At 36.5% G+C, this 16376-nt stretch carries 15 protein-coding genes; 2 read left to right on the top strand and 13 right to left on the bottom strand.

Going from position 1 to position 16376, the window contains the following annotated elements:
• Positions 1–24: 24 nt before the first annotated feature.
• A complete protein-coding gene (gene ftsA / locus Q9317_RS02950; protein WP_003101035.1) occupies positions 25–1389 on the bottom strand; it encodes a cell division protein FtsA in 1365 nt (454 codons plus the stop codon).
• A gap of 246 nt (positions 1390–1635) precedes the next feature.
• Between ftsA and Q9317_RS02945 the strand changes: the two genes are divergently transcribed.
• On the top strand, positions 1636–2589 hold the full coding sequence (locus Q9317_RS02945) for an IS30 family transposase (RefSeq protein WP_003098612.1): 954 nt from the start codon (positions 1636–1638) through the stop codon (positions 2587–2589).
• An 89-nt stretch (positions 2590–2678) separates the two neighbouring features.
• Here the strand turns inward: Q9317_RS02945 and Q9317_RS02940 are convergent, their stop codons facing one another.
• From Q9317_RS02940 to Q9317_RS02905, 8 genes are all read right to left on the bottom strand, one after another.
• A complete protein-coding gene (locus Q9317_RS02940; protein ID WP_003101032.1) occupies positions 2679–3872 on the bottom strand; it encodes a cell division protein FtsQ/DivIB in 1194 nt (397 codons plus the stop codon).
• Positions 3873–4952: a UDP-N-acetylglucosamine--N-acetylmuramyl-(pentapeptide) pyrophosphoryl-undecaprenol N-acetylglucosamine transferase gene (locus Q9317_RS02935; RefSeq protein WP_003101030.1), complete on the bottom strand. Its 1080-nt coding sequence runs from the start codon at positions 4950–4952 to the stop codon at positions 3873–3875. It lies immediately after the preceding gene.
• Entirely contained in the window at positions 4952–6310 is a 1359-nt protein-coding gene (gene murD, locus Q9317_RS02930) for a UDP-N-acetylmuramoyl-L-alanine--D-glutamate ligase (protein ID WP_003101028.1), read from the bottom strand. Before murD ends, Q9317_RS02935 begins: the two co-directional genes overlap by 1 nt.
• A 167-nt stretch (positions 6311–6477) precedes the next feature.
• Positions 6478–6717 carry a DUF3165 family protein gene (locus tag Q9317_RS02925; protein ID WP_003101024.1) on the bottom strand — a complete coding sequence of 80 codons (240 nt, stop codon included), beginning with the start codon at positions 6715–6717 and terminating at the stop codon, positions 6478–6480.
• 124 nt (positions 6718–6841) lie between these two features.
• A complete protein-coding gene (typA, locus tag Q9317_RS02920) occupies positions 6842–8683 on the bottom strand; it encodes a translational GTPase TypA (protein WP_003101022.1) in 1842 nt (613 codons plus the stop codon).
• Between the two features lie 172 nt (positions 8684–8855).
• Entirely contained in the window at positions 8856–9242 is a 387-nt protein-coding gene (locus tag Q9317_RS02915; RefSeq protein WP_003101020.1) for a rhodanese-like domain-containing protein, read from the bottom strand.
• Between the two features lie 9 nt (positions 9243–9251).
• Positions 9252–10223, bottom strand: coding sequence for an ROK family glucokinase (locus Q9317_RS02910; protein ID WP_003101019.1), 972 nt, complete (start codon positions 10221–10223; stop codon positions 9252–9254).
• Complete coding sequence (locus tag Q9317_RS02905; RefSeq protein ID WP_003101016.1) at positions 10198–10440, bottom strand: YqgQ family protein; 243 nt, start codon at positions 10438–10440, stop codon at positions 10198–10200. Before Q9317_RS02905 ends, Q9317_RS02910 begins: the two co-directional genes overlap by 26 nt.
• 115 nt (positions 10441–10555) lie before the next feature.
• On the opposite strand from Q9317_RS02905, the gene Q9317_RS02900 reads away from it, so the two are divergent.
• On the top strand, positions 10556–11206 hold the full coding sequence (locus tag Q9317_RS02900) for a prepilin peptidase (protein ID WP_016355860.1): 651 nt from the start codon (positions 10556–10558) through the stop codon (positions 11204–11206).
• Positions 11207–11222: 16 nt separating this feature from the next.
• On the opposite strand, the gene Q9317_RS02895 is transcribed toward Q9317_RS02900, so the two are convergent.
• The 4 genes from Q9317_RS02895 to rlmN form a co-directional block, all read right to left on the bottom strand.
• Positions 11223–12977 (bottom strand): ABC transporter ATP-binding protein, encoded by a 1755-nt coding sequence (locus Q9317_RS02895; protein ID WP_003101013.1) that lies wholly within the window; start codon positions 12975–12977, stop codon positions 11223–11225.
• On the bottom strand, positions 12967–14709 hold the full coding sequence (locus Q9317_RS02890; RefSeq protein WP_016355859.1) for an ABC transporter ATP-binding protein: 1743 nt from the start codon (positions 14707–14709) through the stop codon (positions 12967–12969). Before Q9317_RS02890 ends, Q9317_RS02895 begins: the two co-directional genes overlap by 11 nt.
• 76 nt (positions 14710–14785) lie before the next feature.
• The gene (locus tag Q9317_RS02885; protein ID WP_016355858.1) at positions 14786–15286 is read right to left on the bottom strand and encodes a VanZ family protein; all 501 of its coding nucleotides are present in this window, start codon (positions 15284–15286) and stop codon (positions 14786–14788) included.
• Positions 15287–15292: 6 nt separating this feature from the next.
• Entirely contained in the window at positions 15293–16375 is a 1083-nt protein-coding gene (gene rlmN / locus Q9317_RS02880) for a dual-specificity RNA methyltransferase RlmN (protein ID WP_016355857.1), read from the bottom strand.
• Position 16376 lies beyond the last annotated feature (1 nt).

Genomic DNA, 16376 nt, shown 5'->3' with positions numbered 1-16376 from the left:
ATATCCTCACTTTATTACTATCTTTTAATCAAACATGCTTCCAAAAATGCCACGAACACGATCACCCAATTTCGCCTTAGGCTGAGCTGGCTCTTGACTACCATATTGTGCTGGAGCCACTTGAGGTTCATAACTTGGGGTCGAATTAGTTGGTCTTGCTTCGTTGTAATTAGGAACATAAGTATCGTGGTTAGAATAATCAACTGGTTTTCTTCTTAACAGTTCTTCACCTGATACTGCATTCTGTGCTAAAACATCAACTTCAGACATCTTACCAACATACTCTACCAAACTGATAACATTGGCAAACATTGGATTTCTAATACCAACTTGATTTGGCACATGAAGTTTAACGGTTGTTCCAAAGATTTCTTGAGCAATATCAACAACGCCAGGAACAATAGCCCCACCACCAACAAGAACAATACCACCTGGTAATTCTAAAAGACGACCACGGTCTAAATCTTGTTTAACACGTTCAAGAATATGACGCACACGTGCAGAGATGATTTCTGAGAGATAACGTTCTGTTACTTCTACAGGCTCTTCACTACCAACAACATCAACACTCACAGTTTCTGTTAAACTAGCTTCTTCAACATTAGCTTGTCCAAAGTTGAATTTCAAAGCTTCTGCAATTGACATGGATGTTTTCAATACTTTGGAAATATCCTTGGTGATGTATTCGCCACCTTCAGTATAAATATTCGTGTATTGAAGTTCTTGTGCTCTCATTGAAGCAACAGTTGTTTGACCGCCACCCATATCAATAACAGTTGCGCCAAACTCGCGTTCGCCTTCGTTTAAAACTGTTTTAGCCAATGCCAGTGGTGTAATCAGAATATTTTCAACTTTAATACCAGCACGTTCTACAGTTTTACGAAGATTGTGTAAGATTGTGCTTGGACCTGTATAAATCAAGCCACGCATCTCTAAACGAATCCCCATCATACCGCGAGGGTCACGAATGCCTTGGAAGCCATCAACAATAAATTCTTCTGGAACTAATGAAATAACTTCGCGTTCTGGTGTGATGCTTTTTGTTAGAGCTGATTTAACAACACTATCAACATCTTCATCTTTGATTTCTTTTGATTCACTTGGAACTGGTATCATCCCTTGGCTAGGCTCAATTTGAAGAAGGTTCGCTGGAAGACCAACGTTGACTTTTTCAATTGTCATTCCTGCTTTTTCTTCTGCCTGTTCAACTGCAGTTTTGATTGCAGCAGCTGCTGCTTCAATATCAATAATTATTCCATCTTTTACGCCGGTACTAGGGACATTACTAACGCCAATAACATTCATTTCACCTGAAACAAATTCTGCTACTAAAACCTTAATGGAGCTAGTTCCTATATCCAAACCAGTAAAAAAGCCATTTCTAGCCATTCACTTGACCTCACTTCTTTCCAAACTTTTACTATTCTAAAATCTGTTCAAAAACAGAATTATTCAGTGAATATTGTATCATAAAAAAACGTAAAATGTTATCATTTTACGTTTTTTGTTATACAAACTTAATCTTTTTTGTCAATAGAAAGTTCTAAAATGAAGTTAGCCATCTGAGGGTATGAAAAAACATCTCAAAGAGATATACTTGTAGTTCACCACAAACACAAGATAGGACACTTTGAGATGCATGAACATTATACACCAAAAGGAAAACATTTGACAATAGCTGAGCGTTACTTCATCGAGAAATGGAAGTCAGAAGGAAAGTCCAATAGAGCCATCGCTAACTTGCTAGGTAAAGCGCCTCAAACCATTCATAATGAGGTTAAACGAGGACTTGTCAGACAACAAATTCGTAAAGGTAAATTTGAAATGATTTATCAAGCTGACTACGCTCAAGCTAGCTATGAGAATAAACGACGAAATTCTATTCGTTCTATTGGCTTGGATAAAGATACGAAAGAGAGGATTCTGCACTATATGAGGCAGAACTTTTCACCTGAAATGATGGTGAAGTCGAAAGGTATAGCTGTTCCTGTTTCAACCATCTATTATTGGATTCATAACGGACACCTTGGCATCCATTCTGATCACATCTTGTATCCAAGGAAAAGAAAGGGAAAATCAAAGAAGGCTAGCCCTCGTTTCAAACCTGCTGGTCAATCCATTGAGAAAAGACCTGATGCGATTAATCGTAGACTTGAAAATGGGCATTATGAAATTGATACGGTTATTCTAACAAGGGCTAAGAATGAATGTCTACTAACTCTAACAGACCGCCGTAGTCGTCACCAGATTATCAGACTCATTCCGGATAAGTCTGCTCAGTCGGTCAATCATGCCTTAGAAAGTATAGTAAAGACTCACCCTATTCACTCTATTACAGCTGATAACGGAACTGAATTCAACAGACTTTCTCTTGTCTTTCCAAAAGAAGATATCTACTACGCACATCCCTACGCTTCCTGGGAAAGGGGAACGAATGAGAACCATAACAGACTGATCAGAAGATGGTTACCTAAAGGAACAAAGAAAACGACCCAAAGAGAGGTCGCATTCATTGAAAATTGGATAAACAACTATCCTAAGAAAATATTAGACTACAAATCTCCTAAAGAGTTTTTAACCGCTGGCTAACTTGGACTTGAAATTTAGCTCTTTTTTGTCAATTTAATTTTTATTCTAAAATCTGATACTTTAAGTCTTTGTCAAGACCAATTTTCCTACTATTGGACTGCTGGAGCTGAAGTTGGAGTTCCAGGTTGTGTTGGCACTTCTTCTCCTGAAGATTGACCTGTTTCATTGCTAGCAGTTTGTCCATTTTCTTGATTTTCAGAAGACTCTTGTTGCTCTTTTGTCTTTTGTTTAAGGGCCTCTTTATTTTCAATTGGGGTTGCTGGAGTCGCTTCAATATCACTTGTTGTTGAATAAATACCAACTTCCATATCGACAATAACAGCACCTTCTGTTTTTCCTTTAACTTTTGGATAATAAGGCATTTTTTCAAGCAATTGAGATTGCGGAACTCGCACAAGGTTGCCGTCATGCAGTTCAATTAATAATAAATCTTGAGTCACTTTTGAATCTATAGAAGAGACCGATTTAATATTTTTCACTAATTCTTTGGGCAACTTGGTCAAATCTTTAACAAGATTCTGAATAGCTGTTTCGTCTTTTAGATTAATAATCAAATAAGATTTTGGTAACTTTGAATGATTGACCATATCAACACGTCGACCATTTTCAAGAATAGGTTGTAAGCCATTTTCTTCTTGTGCATAAGCAATAATATTATACTCCTTAACGTCAAATGTAAAACGATTAGGAAAATCATAACTTATCAAAACAACTTTTATCCAGGGATTAGCATTTTTAATTGCAGTTTCAAACTTACTGGATGATAACCAAACCTTTGAAATGTAATCACTGTCTTTAATTTTACTTTGATCAATGAGTTCTGTCAGACTGGTATGCTTATTCCCTTTGGTCGAAAAAACTTTATTTTTACTATATGGTGTCAGCATAAAAAGTGACCCTGATAGCATTAAAAGGCTGATTAATAGAACTGGAATTGCCTTAATAAAAGCCAATTCTCGTCTGCTTTTTTCTCTTTTAACTTTTTTAGTTTTCAGAGTTTTTAGAGACTCTTGCTCAACGTTTTGTTCTCTTTCTTCCTCAACTACTGTTTCTTCTACAGCAATTTCTTCTGTACTTACTTGTTCATCTTCTTCGGAAATTTCGGATACTACTTCTTCTTGTTCTTTTTGAAACTCAGCTTTTTTTTCAAGAAGAAGTTTTTCTCTTCGTTTTTCTTCCTCTTCTTCTTGAAGTCTTTTTTTCTCCAAAAATTCAATATTTCGCTTCTGCCATTCACTTAAGTTAACAGGTTGATTTTCGGTTTTTTTCTTATTTTTTGTCATCTACCTATCCTTTGTTTTGGAACTTATATCAGCCCTCAACAACTCATAAAACCTTTCTGGTGATGTGATTTCGTGTGATTGTCTCATGGCATCTTTATAAGACTCTTGATTTTTTAGCAAAGCATTAACTTCTTCAATCAATTTTTCCAAACTTAGAGAGTCCTCACTAAGTTGTCTAGCATAATGATGCTTTTCAAAATACTGGGCATTTTCTAGTTGGTCACCACGACTTGCTTCCTTGCCTAGGGGAATAATAATTTGCAGTTTTGTCATTGCCAACAATTCAAAAATTGTATTTGAACCACCTCTTGTCACAACAACATCAGCTTGATTCATCAAAGCTTGATATAAATCTGTCACATAATCAATACGGTAGAGATTCTTTTGACTAGCATTCAACTGAGGATCTCCAGTAATATTAATCACGTTAAATTGAGTCATCAAGGCTTCATTGTCATCAATGAAGCGATTGAAAACATTTGCTCCAGCTGAACCACCAATAAAAAGCAAGGTTTTTAAAGCAGGGTCAAAGCTAGCTCTTATTGCTCTGATTTCATGGTCAAAAACACTATCATCTTTCTTAACTTTTGTTACAGCTCCAACATGTTTCATGATTGGAAGTGCTTGTTCTTGTTTAAATGTTGTGTACATGGTTGTGGCAAATTTAGAAGCAATTTTATTAGCAAGGCCCATTGATAAATCAGATTCATGGACAAAAACTGGAACACCTGCTAATCTTGCAGCTATAACAGGAGGCACTGAAACAAATCCCCCTTTTGAAAAGAGAGCTTGCGGTTTCAATCTTGCAATAATCATCAGCGACTGCAAAAGACCAATACCAACCTTAAAAGCATCTAAAAGATTTTGCCATGAGAAATATCGTCTGAGTTTGCCTGTTTTGATACCATGAAAGTTTACTGCCAATCCTGATTTTTGAATTTCCTTGTATTCGATGCCATTTTTGTCACCAATATAATGAATTTCCCAACCATCTTTTATAAATTTTGGAATCAAAAGCAAATTCAAGGTCACATGACCAACTGTCCCACCACCGGTAAATACCATTCTCTTTTGGCGCATTAGGCATCTCCTTTTAAGTCACGGTAAGCTGACAGAAATTCTTCTCCACGGATTTCAAAGTTCTTATACATATCCCAACTGGCATTGGCTGGACTAAGTAAAATGGTATCTCCTGCTTGGGCAACTTCTTTAGCCATGCGAGTTGCATCTGCTACATCTTTAGCCTTAAGACAAGTTACGCCAGCTTTTTCAGCTGCCGCTTTCATTTTTTCAGCTGACTCTCCTAGGACAATCATTTTTTTCAGTCCTACAATGTCAGGTACTAATTCATCAAATTCATTCCCTCGGTCTAAACCACCGGCAATCAAAATCAAATGCTCATTAGCAAAGCCCGATAAAGCTTTTTGACAAGCTAAAATGTTGGTTGATTTGCTATCATTGTAAAAGCGCACGCCATCAATAGCGCCGACAAATTGGAGGCGATGTTTAACCCCACTAAAACGTGAAATACTTTCTGCAATGACTTGATTTGATAGGCCTGATAATTTTGCAACGCTAATAGCTGCAAGAGCATTTTCAATATTATGGCTGCCCGGGACACCAATTTGATCAGCATCCATTATATAGTCCCCTTGGTAATAGAGTTTGCCTTCAAAAAGATAAGCACCATTGATTTTTTCAGTAGTTGAAAAGTAAATAACTTGCGCTCTAGTGTTTTGAGCTAACTCTTTTGATATGGCTTGGTTGGCATTCAAAATCACAAAATCTTCTGGGGTCATGTTGTTTTGGACATTCCATTTTGCTGCTACATACTCCTGGAAAGTGCCATGATAGTCCAAATGACTTGGCATTAGGTTTGTAATCAAGGCAATGTGTGGATGGAAAGCTTGCACTCCCATCAATTGAAACGATGATAACTCCATTACAAGGGTGTCTGATGACTCTGCTGCAATAGCAACTTCCGAAGCTGGAAAACCAATATTCCCTGATAAGAGTGCTGATTGTCCGCCATGTTTTAAAATGTCAGCAATCATTGTTGTTGTGGTTGTTTTTCCGTTTGAACCTGTGATAGCAATGATTGGAGCCTCAGAAACCAAATAAGCCAATTCAACTTCGGTCAGAATTGGAATCTCTTTGTCTAAAGCTTTTTTTACCATAGGATTACGATAGGGAATCCCTGGATTTTTAATCACGACTTCAAAATTTTCATCCAAAAGTGTTAGAGGATGACTTCCACAGATAACTTTGATCCCTTCAGCCAATAAGGACTGAGCCTCTGGATTTTCTTCAAAAGTTTTGCCATCATTAACAGTGACCATAGCCCCCAACTGGTTTAAAAGGCGTGCTGCTGCCTGTCCTGATTTAGCTAAACCCAGAACAAGAACTTTCTTATTTTTAAAATTTGTAATCTTCTTCATTGTCGAAAACCCACTCAATCTATTCTAATCCTTTACTATTTTACCTTTATTTACTGCCTTTTTCAAGATTTTAAGCGAGAGGAGTAAATAAACCATTTTCTGTTCCCATAGTAATAAGGAAATGGTATAGAAAAAAAGGAAAACCAAACTGTATTCCTTTTTCATTTTTATTTTTTAGGCATTTTTATGACATCTTTAAGAGCAAAATAGGCCAAAATAATCATCGCAAGTGCCACAAAAATTTCTGGAGGTGATTGCATAATTTTGACAATACTCATAACAGAAAGAACCAATAACAAAGCTGTAATAGCTACAAGCCCAATCATGTTTAAGGTGTTTTTGATACTATCAGGTGCCATAAAGAAATAGTATAAAACAATTAATACCGCAATAATGAAGTAAAACACAATAACTCTCTTTCTAAACAGCACAAAATAGCAACTGTTTAACAGACACAAAAAGATTTTTAAAAAGTAAGTAACCTTCTAAAAACCTTTTTCTTATGCCTGCTTTAAATGATTTGCAATTCGTTTATTCCGCAGATTTTTTCTTTTTATTAGCTTTATCACGCGCTGCTTTGTTTAAAATTTGTTTACGCAGGCGGATTGATTCTGGTGTTACTTCCATGTATTCATCGTCATTCAAGAATTCTAAAGACTCTTCAAGGGTTAAAATACGAGGAGTCTTGATGACTGATGTTTGATCTTTATTAGCTGAACGGACATTTGTCATTTGTTTAGCTGTTGTGATATTGACCCCAAGGTCATTATCACGTGAGTTTTCACCAACAATCATCCCTTCATAAACCTCAGTACCTGGGTTTACAAAAATGGTTCCACGTTCTTCAACACGCATGATTGAATAGGTTGTTGCTTTACCATTATCAATTGAAACAAGGGCTCCGCGATGACGACCACCGATTTCACCTGCAACTACTGGCATGTATTGGTCAAAGGTGTGGTTCATGATACCATAACCACGTGTCATTGACAAGAACTCAGTAGAGTAACCAATCAAACCACGAGCTGGAATCAAGAAGATCAAACGGGTTTGTCCGTTACCAACCATTTGCATATCAAGCATGTCACCTTTACGTTCTGAAAGGGATTGAATGATTGCACCTTGGTATTCTTCTGGTGTGTCAATTTGAACACGTTCAAAAGGCTCCATCTTAACGCCATCAACTTCTTTGATGATAACTTCTGGACGTGATACTTGAAGCTCATAGCCTTCACGACGCATTGTCTCAATCAAGATTGACAAATGAAGTTCTCCACGACCTGAAACAGTCCATTTATCTGGAGAATCTGTTGGGTCAATACGAAGTGATACGTCTGTTTGCAATTCTGCAAGAAGACGTTCTTCAATCTTACGAGATGTAATCCATTTTCCTTCACGACCTGCAAATGGTGAATTATTAACCAAGAAAGTCATTTGAAGGGTTGGTTCATCAATACGAAGAATTGGTAATGGTTCAATAGCATTTGTCGGTGTAATGGTTTCTCCAACAAAGATATCTTCCATACCTGAAACAGCAATTAAATCCCCTGCTTTAGCTTCTTGGATTTCACGGCGTTCTAGACCAAAGAAACCAAATAATTTGGTAACACGGAAGTTTTTCGTACTGCCATCAAGTTTTGAAAGGGTAACATTATCCCCAACCTTAACACTACCACGAAAGACGCGTCCAATACCAATACGACCAACAAAGTCATTATAATCTAAGAGTGACACTTGGAATTGAAGCGGTTCATCTGAATTATCAACTGGTGCAGGAATATGCTCAATAATTGTGTCAAAGATTGGTGCCATTGTATGTTCTTGATCAGCAGGATCATCTGAAAGTGATGATGTTCCATTAATAGCAGATACATAAACAACTGGGAATTCTAACTGTTCATCATCAGCTCCAAGCTCAATGAACAACTCTAAAACTTCATCAACAACTTCTGCCGGACGCGCTGATGGTTTATCAATTTTATTAACAACAACAATTGGTGTAAGATCTTGTTCTAATGCTTTTTTCAATACGAAACGTGTTTGTGGCATTGTTCCTTCATAAGCATCAACAACAAGGACTACTCCGTCAACCATTTTCATGATACGTTCAACTTCTCCACCAAAGTCCGCGTGTCCTGGTGTGTCCATAATATTGATACGTGTATCATTGTAGGCAACAGCTGTATTTTTAGCAAGAATTGTGATACCGCGCTCTTTTTCAATATCGTTTGAATCCATCGCACGTTCTTGTAACTCTTTACGCTCATCAAGTGTATGTGATTGTTTCAACAGTTCATCAACAAGTGTTGTTTTTCCGTGGTCAACGTGAGCGATGATGGCAACGTTACGGATATCTTCTCTAAATTGTGTCATTTTTTCCTCTTGTAGCTTATTTATTTTTAACTAAACAAGTATACCACTTCATCATCTATTTTGCACGCATTTTTACCAATTGCTAATATATAAACGTTTTCAGTCCCACTTTTACCCTTTCATGAAAATCAGTCCAAACAAAAAGGCTAGTTTTTCCTAGCCTCAAAATAGATTAGTTTTCTTTAAGTTTGCCATCCCAATAATCAATGCCATCTTTAAGGAAATATAGATCCGTAAAACCAGCCTTTTTCAATTTTTTGATTGCTCTGGGTGCATTATTAGATCTGACAGCTTCATAAATCAAGACAGGCTTGTCTTTTCGCAAAGCTTTTAGCGATGCATCAAACTGTTGAATCGGGAAATTTCGTGCCCCAATAATGTGTTTTTTTCGGAAAGACACAGGGTCTCTTAAATCAATAATTTGACTGTAATGCATCATTTCTTTAAACCTTGCATTATCAATGTGTTTTGCCATTTTTTTAAAAGCAAAATAATTCCAAACAAAATAGGCAAGGGTTGCTAACAACAATACCCATAACAAGATAGTAATTGGTGTCATAATGTCCTCCTAAGCTATTACGAATTGGCTAGCTAAACTCGCCGCACCAATAATACCAGCATCATTTCCTAGCTCAGCAATTTTAATTTTTGTTGATTGACGAACCTGAGGAAACGTAAATCGTTGGAAGTTACTTTCAACCCGCGAGCGTAAAAATTCTCCTGCTGCTGACACGCCTCCACCAATAACAACTGAATCTGGATTAAGAATATTTGAAATATTAGCTGACGCAAGACCAAGATAGAAAGACACTTTATCTACTACTGAATTAGCAAAAGCATCTCCTGATTGCGCTGCCTCAAAAATATCTTTTGAGCTTACAGCATCACCATTGTCAATCGCAGCTTTAATTGATGAGTCACCTTCGTAACTTTCAGCCAGAAGACGTGCTACTTTGACAACCCCTGTCGCAGAGGCAACTGTTTCAAGGCAACCCTTGCTACCACAAGTACAAGCAAAACCATTTTCAGGTTCCACAATCATATGACCAATCTCACCACCAGCACCAGCAACGCCGTGGATAAGGTTACCATCTGCAACAATACCACCACCAACACCCGTTCCAAGAGTCATAAAAACAACATCGGGATTGTTTTCTCCTGCTCCAATCCAACGTTCTCCTAGAGCTGCAACGTTAGCATCATTATCAATTGCAAAAGGAATTCCCGTCTCTTTTTCAATAACAGAGCCTACTTCTTGAGTGTCTTTCCAGTTCAGATTGAAAGCACCAGTTACTGTCTTATGGTCACGATCTACCGCTCCAGGTGACCCCATTCCAATTCCTGCAAAATCAGACTTATCTAATCCATACAATTCCAAACGGTGCTTAATCGAAGCAACAATATCAGGAACAATGTGCTTTCCATTTTCTAAAACATTCGTTTCAATAGCCCATTTTTCTTGAACCTGACCGTCTAATGTCAAAATTCCAAATTTAACCGTTGTTCCACCTAAATCAATTCCCAGTAGTTTTTGTGCCATTTTTGTTTCCTTTTTTACTTTCCTTTTCTAATTCTAGTCTGTGCTCTTGACGCAAAACAAGCTCAGCATTTATATAATCCGTTTTGTCTAATAAACCATTATCATAGATACGTTTCAACTCAATCTTCATCACTTCAATATCATAAAGACGTTTGCCAATATAAACATAAATACCAAAATTTTTAAGCAGTTGCTGCACATCATATAATGTTTTCATATAACTAAAGTTTAGCAAAAACTTACTGTAATTTCAAGAAGATAGTGCAATCGCTTTCTGTTTTTCTGAAAAAAAGATTTTTTCTTTTCTTTAGAAATTTTTCGAATAAGTAAGTATGGACACAATTTTATTTTTTACTTTAGGAGCGAGTATCGGCTCCTTCATAGGGTTAACTTGGTATCGATTCCCTGAAAAATCACTCCTTTTTCCTCCAAGCTTTTGTGACAACTGCCAGCAGTCTTTAGAAATACGTGATTTATGCCCCCTTGTTTCTGTTCTGATTAATGGTTTTCGATGCCGCTTCTGCCATATCAAGCTTAGCCTATCCTATTTTTTCATCGAACTCTTTTGCGGAATCTTACTTTGCCTAACCTATCATCAAATCTTTCTCACTTGGGCAGATTTGGCTATTTTATACGGCTCCCTTCTATTATCTTTGTTTGATTTACGTGACCATTCTTACCCTCTAACTCTTTGGCTAATTTTTACAGGACTTCTGATAATTTTCTATCCTATCACAACTCTGTTTCTACTTTTTCTCACCCTAGCGTTTTTAGCAGAGTGGAAGCTAAAAGCGATCGGATCTGGCGACTTTCTTTTTCTTGCTAGTTTATCACTAACATATTCTCTATCACACTTATTATGGCTTATCCAAATCGCTTGTCTTTTAGGAGTTAGCGCCTGCCTACTTTTTAAAAGTAGGAAAATTCCCTTTATCCCATACTTATCTTTTAGTTTACTTATTACTTTGTTTTTCTATCACTAATCAAAAAACAACCCTATTACGAGTTGTCTTTGCCCATCATTCCGGCTTGCAGTTGATACATTTTATGATATGTTCCTTTTTGAGCTAACAATTGCTCATGGCTGCCACTTTCAATAATTTTACCTTTATCTAAAACATAGATACAATTTGCATCTTGTATGGTTGATAAGCGATGGGCAATTGCAATGGTTGTTCGTCCTTGACGCATTTTAGCTAACGAATTTTGAACAATTTGCTCCGTAGCAGAATCAATATTAGCAGTTGCTTCATCTAAAATAAGAATTTTAGGATGACTAGCAATAGTTCTTGCAAAAGCAATCAGTTGGCGTTGACCAGTCGAGAAACTTGCCCCTTTTTCTGTCACCTTAGAGTTATAAGCTTCTGGTAATTTTTCAATAAATTGATTAGCGTCTACAAATGTCGCCGCAGCCTTTACCTCCGCGTCACTCATTTCTTGATACATTTTAATATTTGAGGCAATGGTTCCATGATACAAAAATGGATCTTGTAAGACCAAACCTATTGACTGACGCAACGTTTTTTGACTATATTGTCTGATATCTACGCCATCTAGCAAAACCTGCCCTTTTTGAAAGTCATAAAATCGCATAAAAACATTGATAATTGAAGATTTTCCAGAACCAGTTGCGCCTACAAATGCAATGGTTTCTCCTTTTTTCACCGAAAATGAAATATCATCCAAAATAGGATTCACACCATCATATGAAAAAGAGACATTTTTAAAAGTAATATTACCATCATTAACCTGAAAATCAGATGCCATTTGCTCTGGCTCATAGTTTTTTTCATCAATAAGTGTAAAGACACGTCCTGCTGAAATCATAGAGGTTTGTAAGGTTGAAAAATTTTGAGTCACTTCAATCAAGGGATCAAATAATCTGTTAATGTATTGAATAAAAGCATACATGATACCAGCTGTCAGTCCACCATTAATCCCCTTAAAGCCAAAATAAGCCATCAAAACAGCATAAGCTAATAACTTCAACAGAGACATTGCAGGTCTTAAAAAGAGACTATCCAAGGCTACTGATTTATTGGCATAATGAACATGGTCTTCGTTGATTAATTCAAACTCACTTTTCAGTCTTTCTTCTTGTCCAAAAGCCTGAATAATACGTATTCCTTCAATACTTTCAGCAAGTTTGGTGTTAATATCACTCAAAAGACTTCTTGTTTTAGCGATAACGGAGACAGATTTTTCACGGTAGATATTGACCAAAATAAAGATAAAAGGAACAAAAATCAGCACAATACCCGTTAATCTTGCGTCTAACATCAGCATGGTATAAAGTGTTACAGTAAAAATAAAGATGGCTGATATGAAACTTGATAGTAAACCAGAAAACATATCGCTAATTGCTTCGGTGTCATTTGTCAATCGAGACACAATTGAGCCAGCTGGAGTTTTATCAAAATAAGACATACCCAATTTTTCCATATTCTCAAAGGCATCACGGCGAATATCTCGTACAATACGGTAAGAAACCTTAGCAAAGAAAAGATTTCCAAAATATTGAATAATACTCTGAAAAAGATACAAAGCATAGTAACCTATCAAAAGAATAAAAGCTGTATTGTTAATATTTTCAAGATAGTGATCAATAAAATAAGAGGCTACCAAAGGAATAAAACTCTTTATAACAGTTGTCAGAAGTAAAAGCCCTAAAGCAAGCCCTGTTAACAACTTATAGGTTTTCAAATAGGATAGCAACCGTTTAAAAACCTGCCACTGTGTTTTTTCAGTCGTCATTTTCCCCCTCCATTTCCATTTGTTGAGACACATAGGTTTGAGCATACCAACCACCAGCTTTTATTAAGTCCTCGTGTCTTCCTTGCTCAATAATATGCCCATCTTTCATGACTATAATTAAGTCAGCGTGAACAACTGCACTCAAGCGATGAGCTGTAATAATGGTTGTTTTATCTGATCTGCTTGTTTTAAGATTTTCAATGATAGCATGTTCTGTTTTAGCATCTACAGCAGAAAGAGAATCATCAAGAATAAGGATATCTGGATTTAAAACCATTGCTCTACTCATTGCTAATCTTTGCTTTTGGCCACCTGAAAGAGACACTCCCTTTTCACCAATAATAGTATTAAACCCTTCTGGCATAGCCGTAATATCATTAAAAACTTGCGATAGTTTCGTTGCTTCTTCAACTTCTTTTAGAGTAATTTGGGGATCTCCAAATCGAACGTTTTCTAAAATACTTGTGGCAAATAAAAATTGTTCTTGAGGAACATATCCGATGAGATGCCTTAAATCTTCTAAGCGGTAATCTTTAATATTAAAACCATTAAGAAGAATCTGCCCCTCTTCAAGATCATATTCTCTGAGTAAGAGTTTTATGAGTGTTGTCTTGCCCGAACCGGTCTGGCCAACCAAGCCAAGTGTTTGCCCCTTTTCGATTCTAAAAGTAACAGCCCCTAGAGTTGCCTCTTGGTCATATTTAAAGCTTTTCATGTGATACTCTAATGCCCCATTTGCTACCAAGTTGACTGGATTTTCAGGATTTTTAACATCAGATTCTTCTTGTAAAAGTGCATTAATACGATCAAAAGAGACCGCCCCTCTTTGAATCATATTAAATAGAAACCCTACTGCCATAAGTGGCCAAACCAACATATCCAGGTAAGTAATAAAGGTAACTAAGTTCCCAATTGTAATCGATTGTTCTTTTATCATGAATGCACCAACAAGTAAGGTTAGCACATAAGAAGCACCAATAAATAAAAGTACTAATGGATCAAACATAACATCGTATGACATGGTTTTACTATTTTTTAAATAGGTTTCTTGATTAATTTTTTGGAAAGATGCTAGCTCATCCGCTTGATAACCAAAGGATTTGGTAACTTTTATTCCTGAGACACTTTCTTGAACCTTGTTATTCAAATCTGAAAAAGCAGCTTGAGATTCTCCAAAAGCCTTATGCGTTTTACGACCAAGACGACTCGTTGCATAAGCCATTATAGGTAAGGGCAATACAGCAATAATAGTCATTTGCCAAGAAATGCTAAAAAACATGGTCATAAGAGTCACAATTGCTGTTATTGAAGCATCTACTGCTGACATGACTCCTCCACCTGCTAAACGTGTTAGGGAGTTAATGTCATTTGTTGCATGGGCCATCAAATCCCCCGTCCGATAACGTTGATAAAATGAAGGGGACATTTTAGTAAAATGATTAAATAAACGAAACCGCATAATCTGTCCAAGACGATAAGAGGTTCCAAAAATACAGATGCGCCAAATATAGCGTAATACATACATAGCAATCGCTGCTAAAATTAACCAAAATAGCTGCATAACAAGGTCACTTCTTGTTAATTTCCCACTAGTAATGCCATCAATAACCACTCCCATTATCTTTGGTGGAATCAGATTAAGAAGAGCCACCAAACTGAGTGAGAAAATACCAATAAGGTAGGGTTTCTTCTCTTGTGTAAAAAACCACCAAAGGTGTTTAATAATTGACATAGTTGTCCTTTCTTATTAAAAATTCTATATTTATAATGTTTTTTGTCAACAAAAAGTCTCTCCAAAGGAGAGAAACTTAGATTTTAGTCACCCTATTTTTTGTGATAAGACGATACATAAAATAAGCAAAAACAGCACCTAAACTATTGGTCCAAAGGTCATCTATTTCAAACACACGATTGGCATCAATTGCTAAATCTAAAACAAGTTGAGTCACTTCAATGGTTAAGCTGATTAAAAACCCTAAAAGAGCACTTTTTTTATAGCCATGCCATTTCCCCGTCAACAAATGCACGAAAAAAACAAATGGAAAAAGTAGAAAAACATTTAAGATATTTTGACAAAAGACCCAAAGTAACTGGTACAAACTGGTTATTTGATGCCATCCAAAGATTGAATTAAAGGGAACTAGTAAAAGTCGCAAACGGCCAATTACTATAATATTAGGCGTTTCTACCTGTCCAAAAAGACTTGGTTGAGGTGTAAAACACATGAACATCACTGCCAACACATAAAGAATTGCTAAAATCCTTATGGTGTTAAGCCAATGTTGTGAGAGATGATTAGGATTAGACATTACTTTCTATCCCTTGTTAGCTTTAGCGGCTAATTTATCTTTCTTCATTGTGTTTGAACGGAGCTGACCACAAGCAGCATCAATATCTGTACCATGTTCTTGACGAACGACACAGTTAACGCCATTCTTTTTCAAAACATCGTAAAAGGCTTCAACACGCGCCTTAGGGCTTCTACTGTATTGGTCATGTTCTGAAACAGGATTGTATGGAATCAAGTTAACATAAGATAATTTACGAATATTTTTTGTTAAATCAGCTAACTCTTGTGCCTGTTCAACACCATCATTAACTTCATTTAACATAATATATTCAAAAGTCACACGACGATTTGTTGTTTCAATGTAATACTCGATAGCAGCAAAAAGTTTTTCCAAAGGGAAAGAACGGTTGATGCGCATAATGCTTGAACGCAACTCATTGTTTGGCGCGTGAAGAGATACTGCAAGATTAACTTGAACACCCTCATTGGCAAAATCACGAATTTTATGTGCAAGACCAGACGTTGAAACTGTTATGTGACGGGCTCCAATAGCTAAACCATTATCATCATTAATAGTTCTAAGGAACTTCATAACATTATCATAGTTATCAAAAGGTTCACCAATGCCCATAACAACCACATGGCTAACACGTTCATCTTTTCCACGCTCATCAAAATATTTTTGAACCAACATAATCTGAGCTGTGATTTCACCATTTGTTAGGTCACGTTGTTTTTTAATTAATCCACTGGCACAGAAGGTACAGCCGATATTACACCCAACTTGTGTTGTGACACAAACCGATTGACCATAGTGCTGACGCATTAAAACAGTCTCAATCAACATACCATCTGGCAATTCAAAAAGATATTTTACTGTACCATCTGCAGACTCCTGAACAGTTCTTTGTTTCAGAGGATTAACACAGAAATGCGTATTTAAGAGTTCAATAAAGTCTTTTGAAATATTGGTCATTTCGTCAAAACTTTGAACACGTTTTTTATATAGCCAATCCCAGATTTGTGTCGCTCTAAATTTTTTCTGACCATTGTCAACTGCCCAATCAATGAGCTCATCTCGGGTTAAACTATAAATTGATGGTTTCATG

The sequence above is a fragment of the Streptococcus iniae genome (genome assembly GCF_030732225.1).
GTDB classification, from domain to species: domain Bacteria; phylum Bacillota; class Bacilli; order Lactobacillales; family Streptococcaceae; genus Streptococcus; species Streptococcus iniae.
The sequence above is the reverse complement of the archived record's forward strand: the minus strand, read 5'-3'. Positions and strand labels throughout refer to the sequence as shown.

Bases quoted from the DNA above. Each gene is read 5' to 3' on its own strand.
- ftsA (WP_003101035.1), bottom strand. From the start codon at position 1,389: ATGGCTAGAAATGGCTTTTTTACTGGTTTGGATATAGGAACTAGCTCC.
- Q9317_RS02945 (WP_003098612.1), top strand. From the start codon at position 1,636: ATGCATGAACATTATACACCAAAAGGAAAACATTTGACAATAGCTGAG.
- Q9317_RS02940 (WP_003101032.1), bottom strand. From the start codon at position 3,872: ATGACAAAAAATAAGAAAAAAACCGAAAATCAACCTGTTAACTTAAGT.
- Q9317_RS02935 (WP_003101030.1), bottom strand. From the start codon at position 4,952: ATGCGCCAAAAGAGAATGGTATTTACCGGTGGTGGGACAGTTGGTCAT.
- murD (WP_003101028.1), bottom strand. From the start codon at position 6,310: ATGAAGAAGATTACAAATTTTAAAAATAAGAAAGTTCTTGTTCTGGGT.
- typA (WP_003101022.1), bottom strand. From the start codon at position 8,683: ATGACACAATTTAGAGAAGATATCCGTAACGTTGCCATCATCGCTCAC.
- Q9317_RS02915 (WP_003101020.1), bottom strand. From the start codon at position 9,242: ATGACACCAATTACTATCTTGTTATGGGTATTGTTGTTAGCAACCCTT.
- Q9317_RS02910 (WP_003101019.1), bottom strand. From the start codon at position 10,223: ATGGCACAAAAACTACTGGGAATTGATTTAGGTGGAACAACGGTTAAA.
- Q9317_RS02905 (WP_003101016.1), bottom strand. From the start codon at position 10,440: ATGAAAACATTATATGATGTGCAGCAACTGCTTAAAAATTTTGGTATT.
- Q9317_RS02900 (WP_016355860.1), top strand. From the start codon at position 10,556: ATGGACACAATTTTATTTTTTACTTTAGGAGCGAGTATCGGCTCCTTC.
- Q9317_RS02895 (WP_003101013.1), bottom strand. From the start codon at position 12,977: ATGACGACTGAAAAAACACAGTGGCAGGTTTTTAAACGGTTGCTATCC.
- Q9317_RS02890 (WP_016355859.1), bottom strand. From the start codon at position 14,709: ATGTCAATTATTAAACACCTTTGGTGGTTTTTTACACAAGAGAAGAAA.
- Q9317_RS02885 (WP_016355858.1), bottom strand. From the start codon at position 15,286: ATGTCTAATCCTAATCATCTCTCACAACATTGGCTTAACACCATAAGG.
- rlmN (WP_016355857.1), bottom strand. From the start codon at position 16,375: ATGAAACCATCAATTTATAGTTTAACCCGAGATGAGCTCATTGATTGG.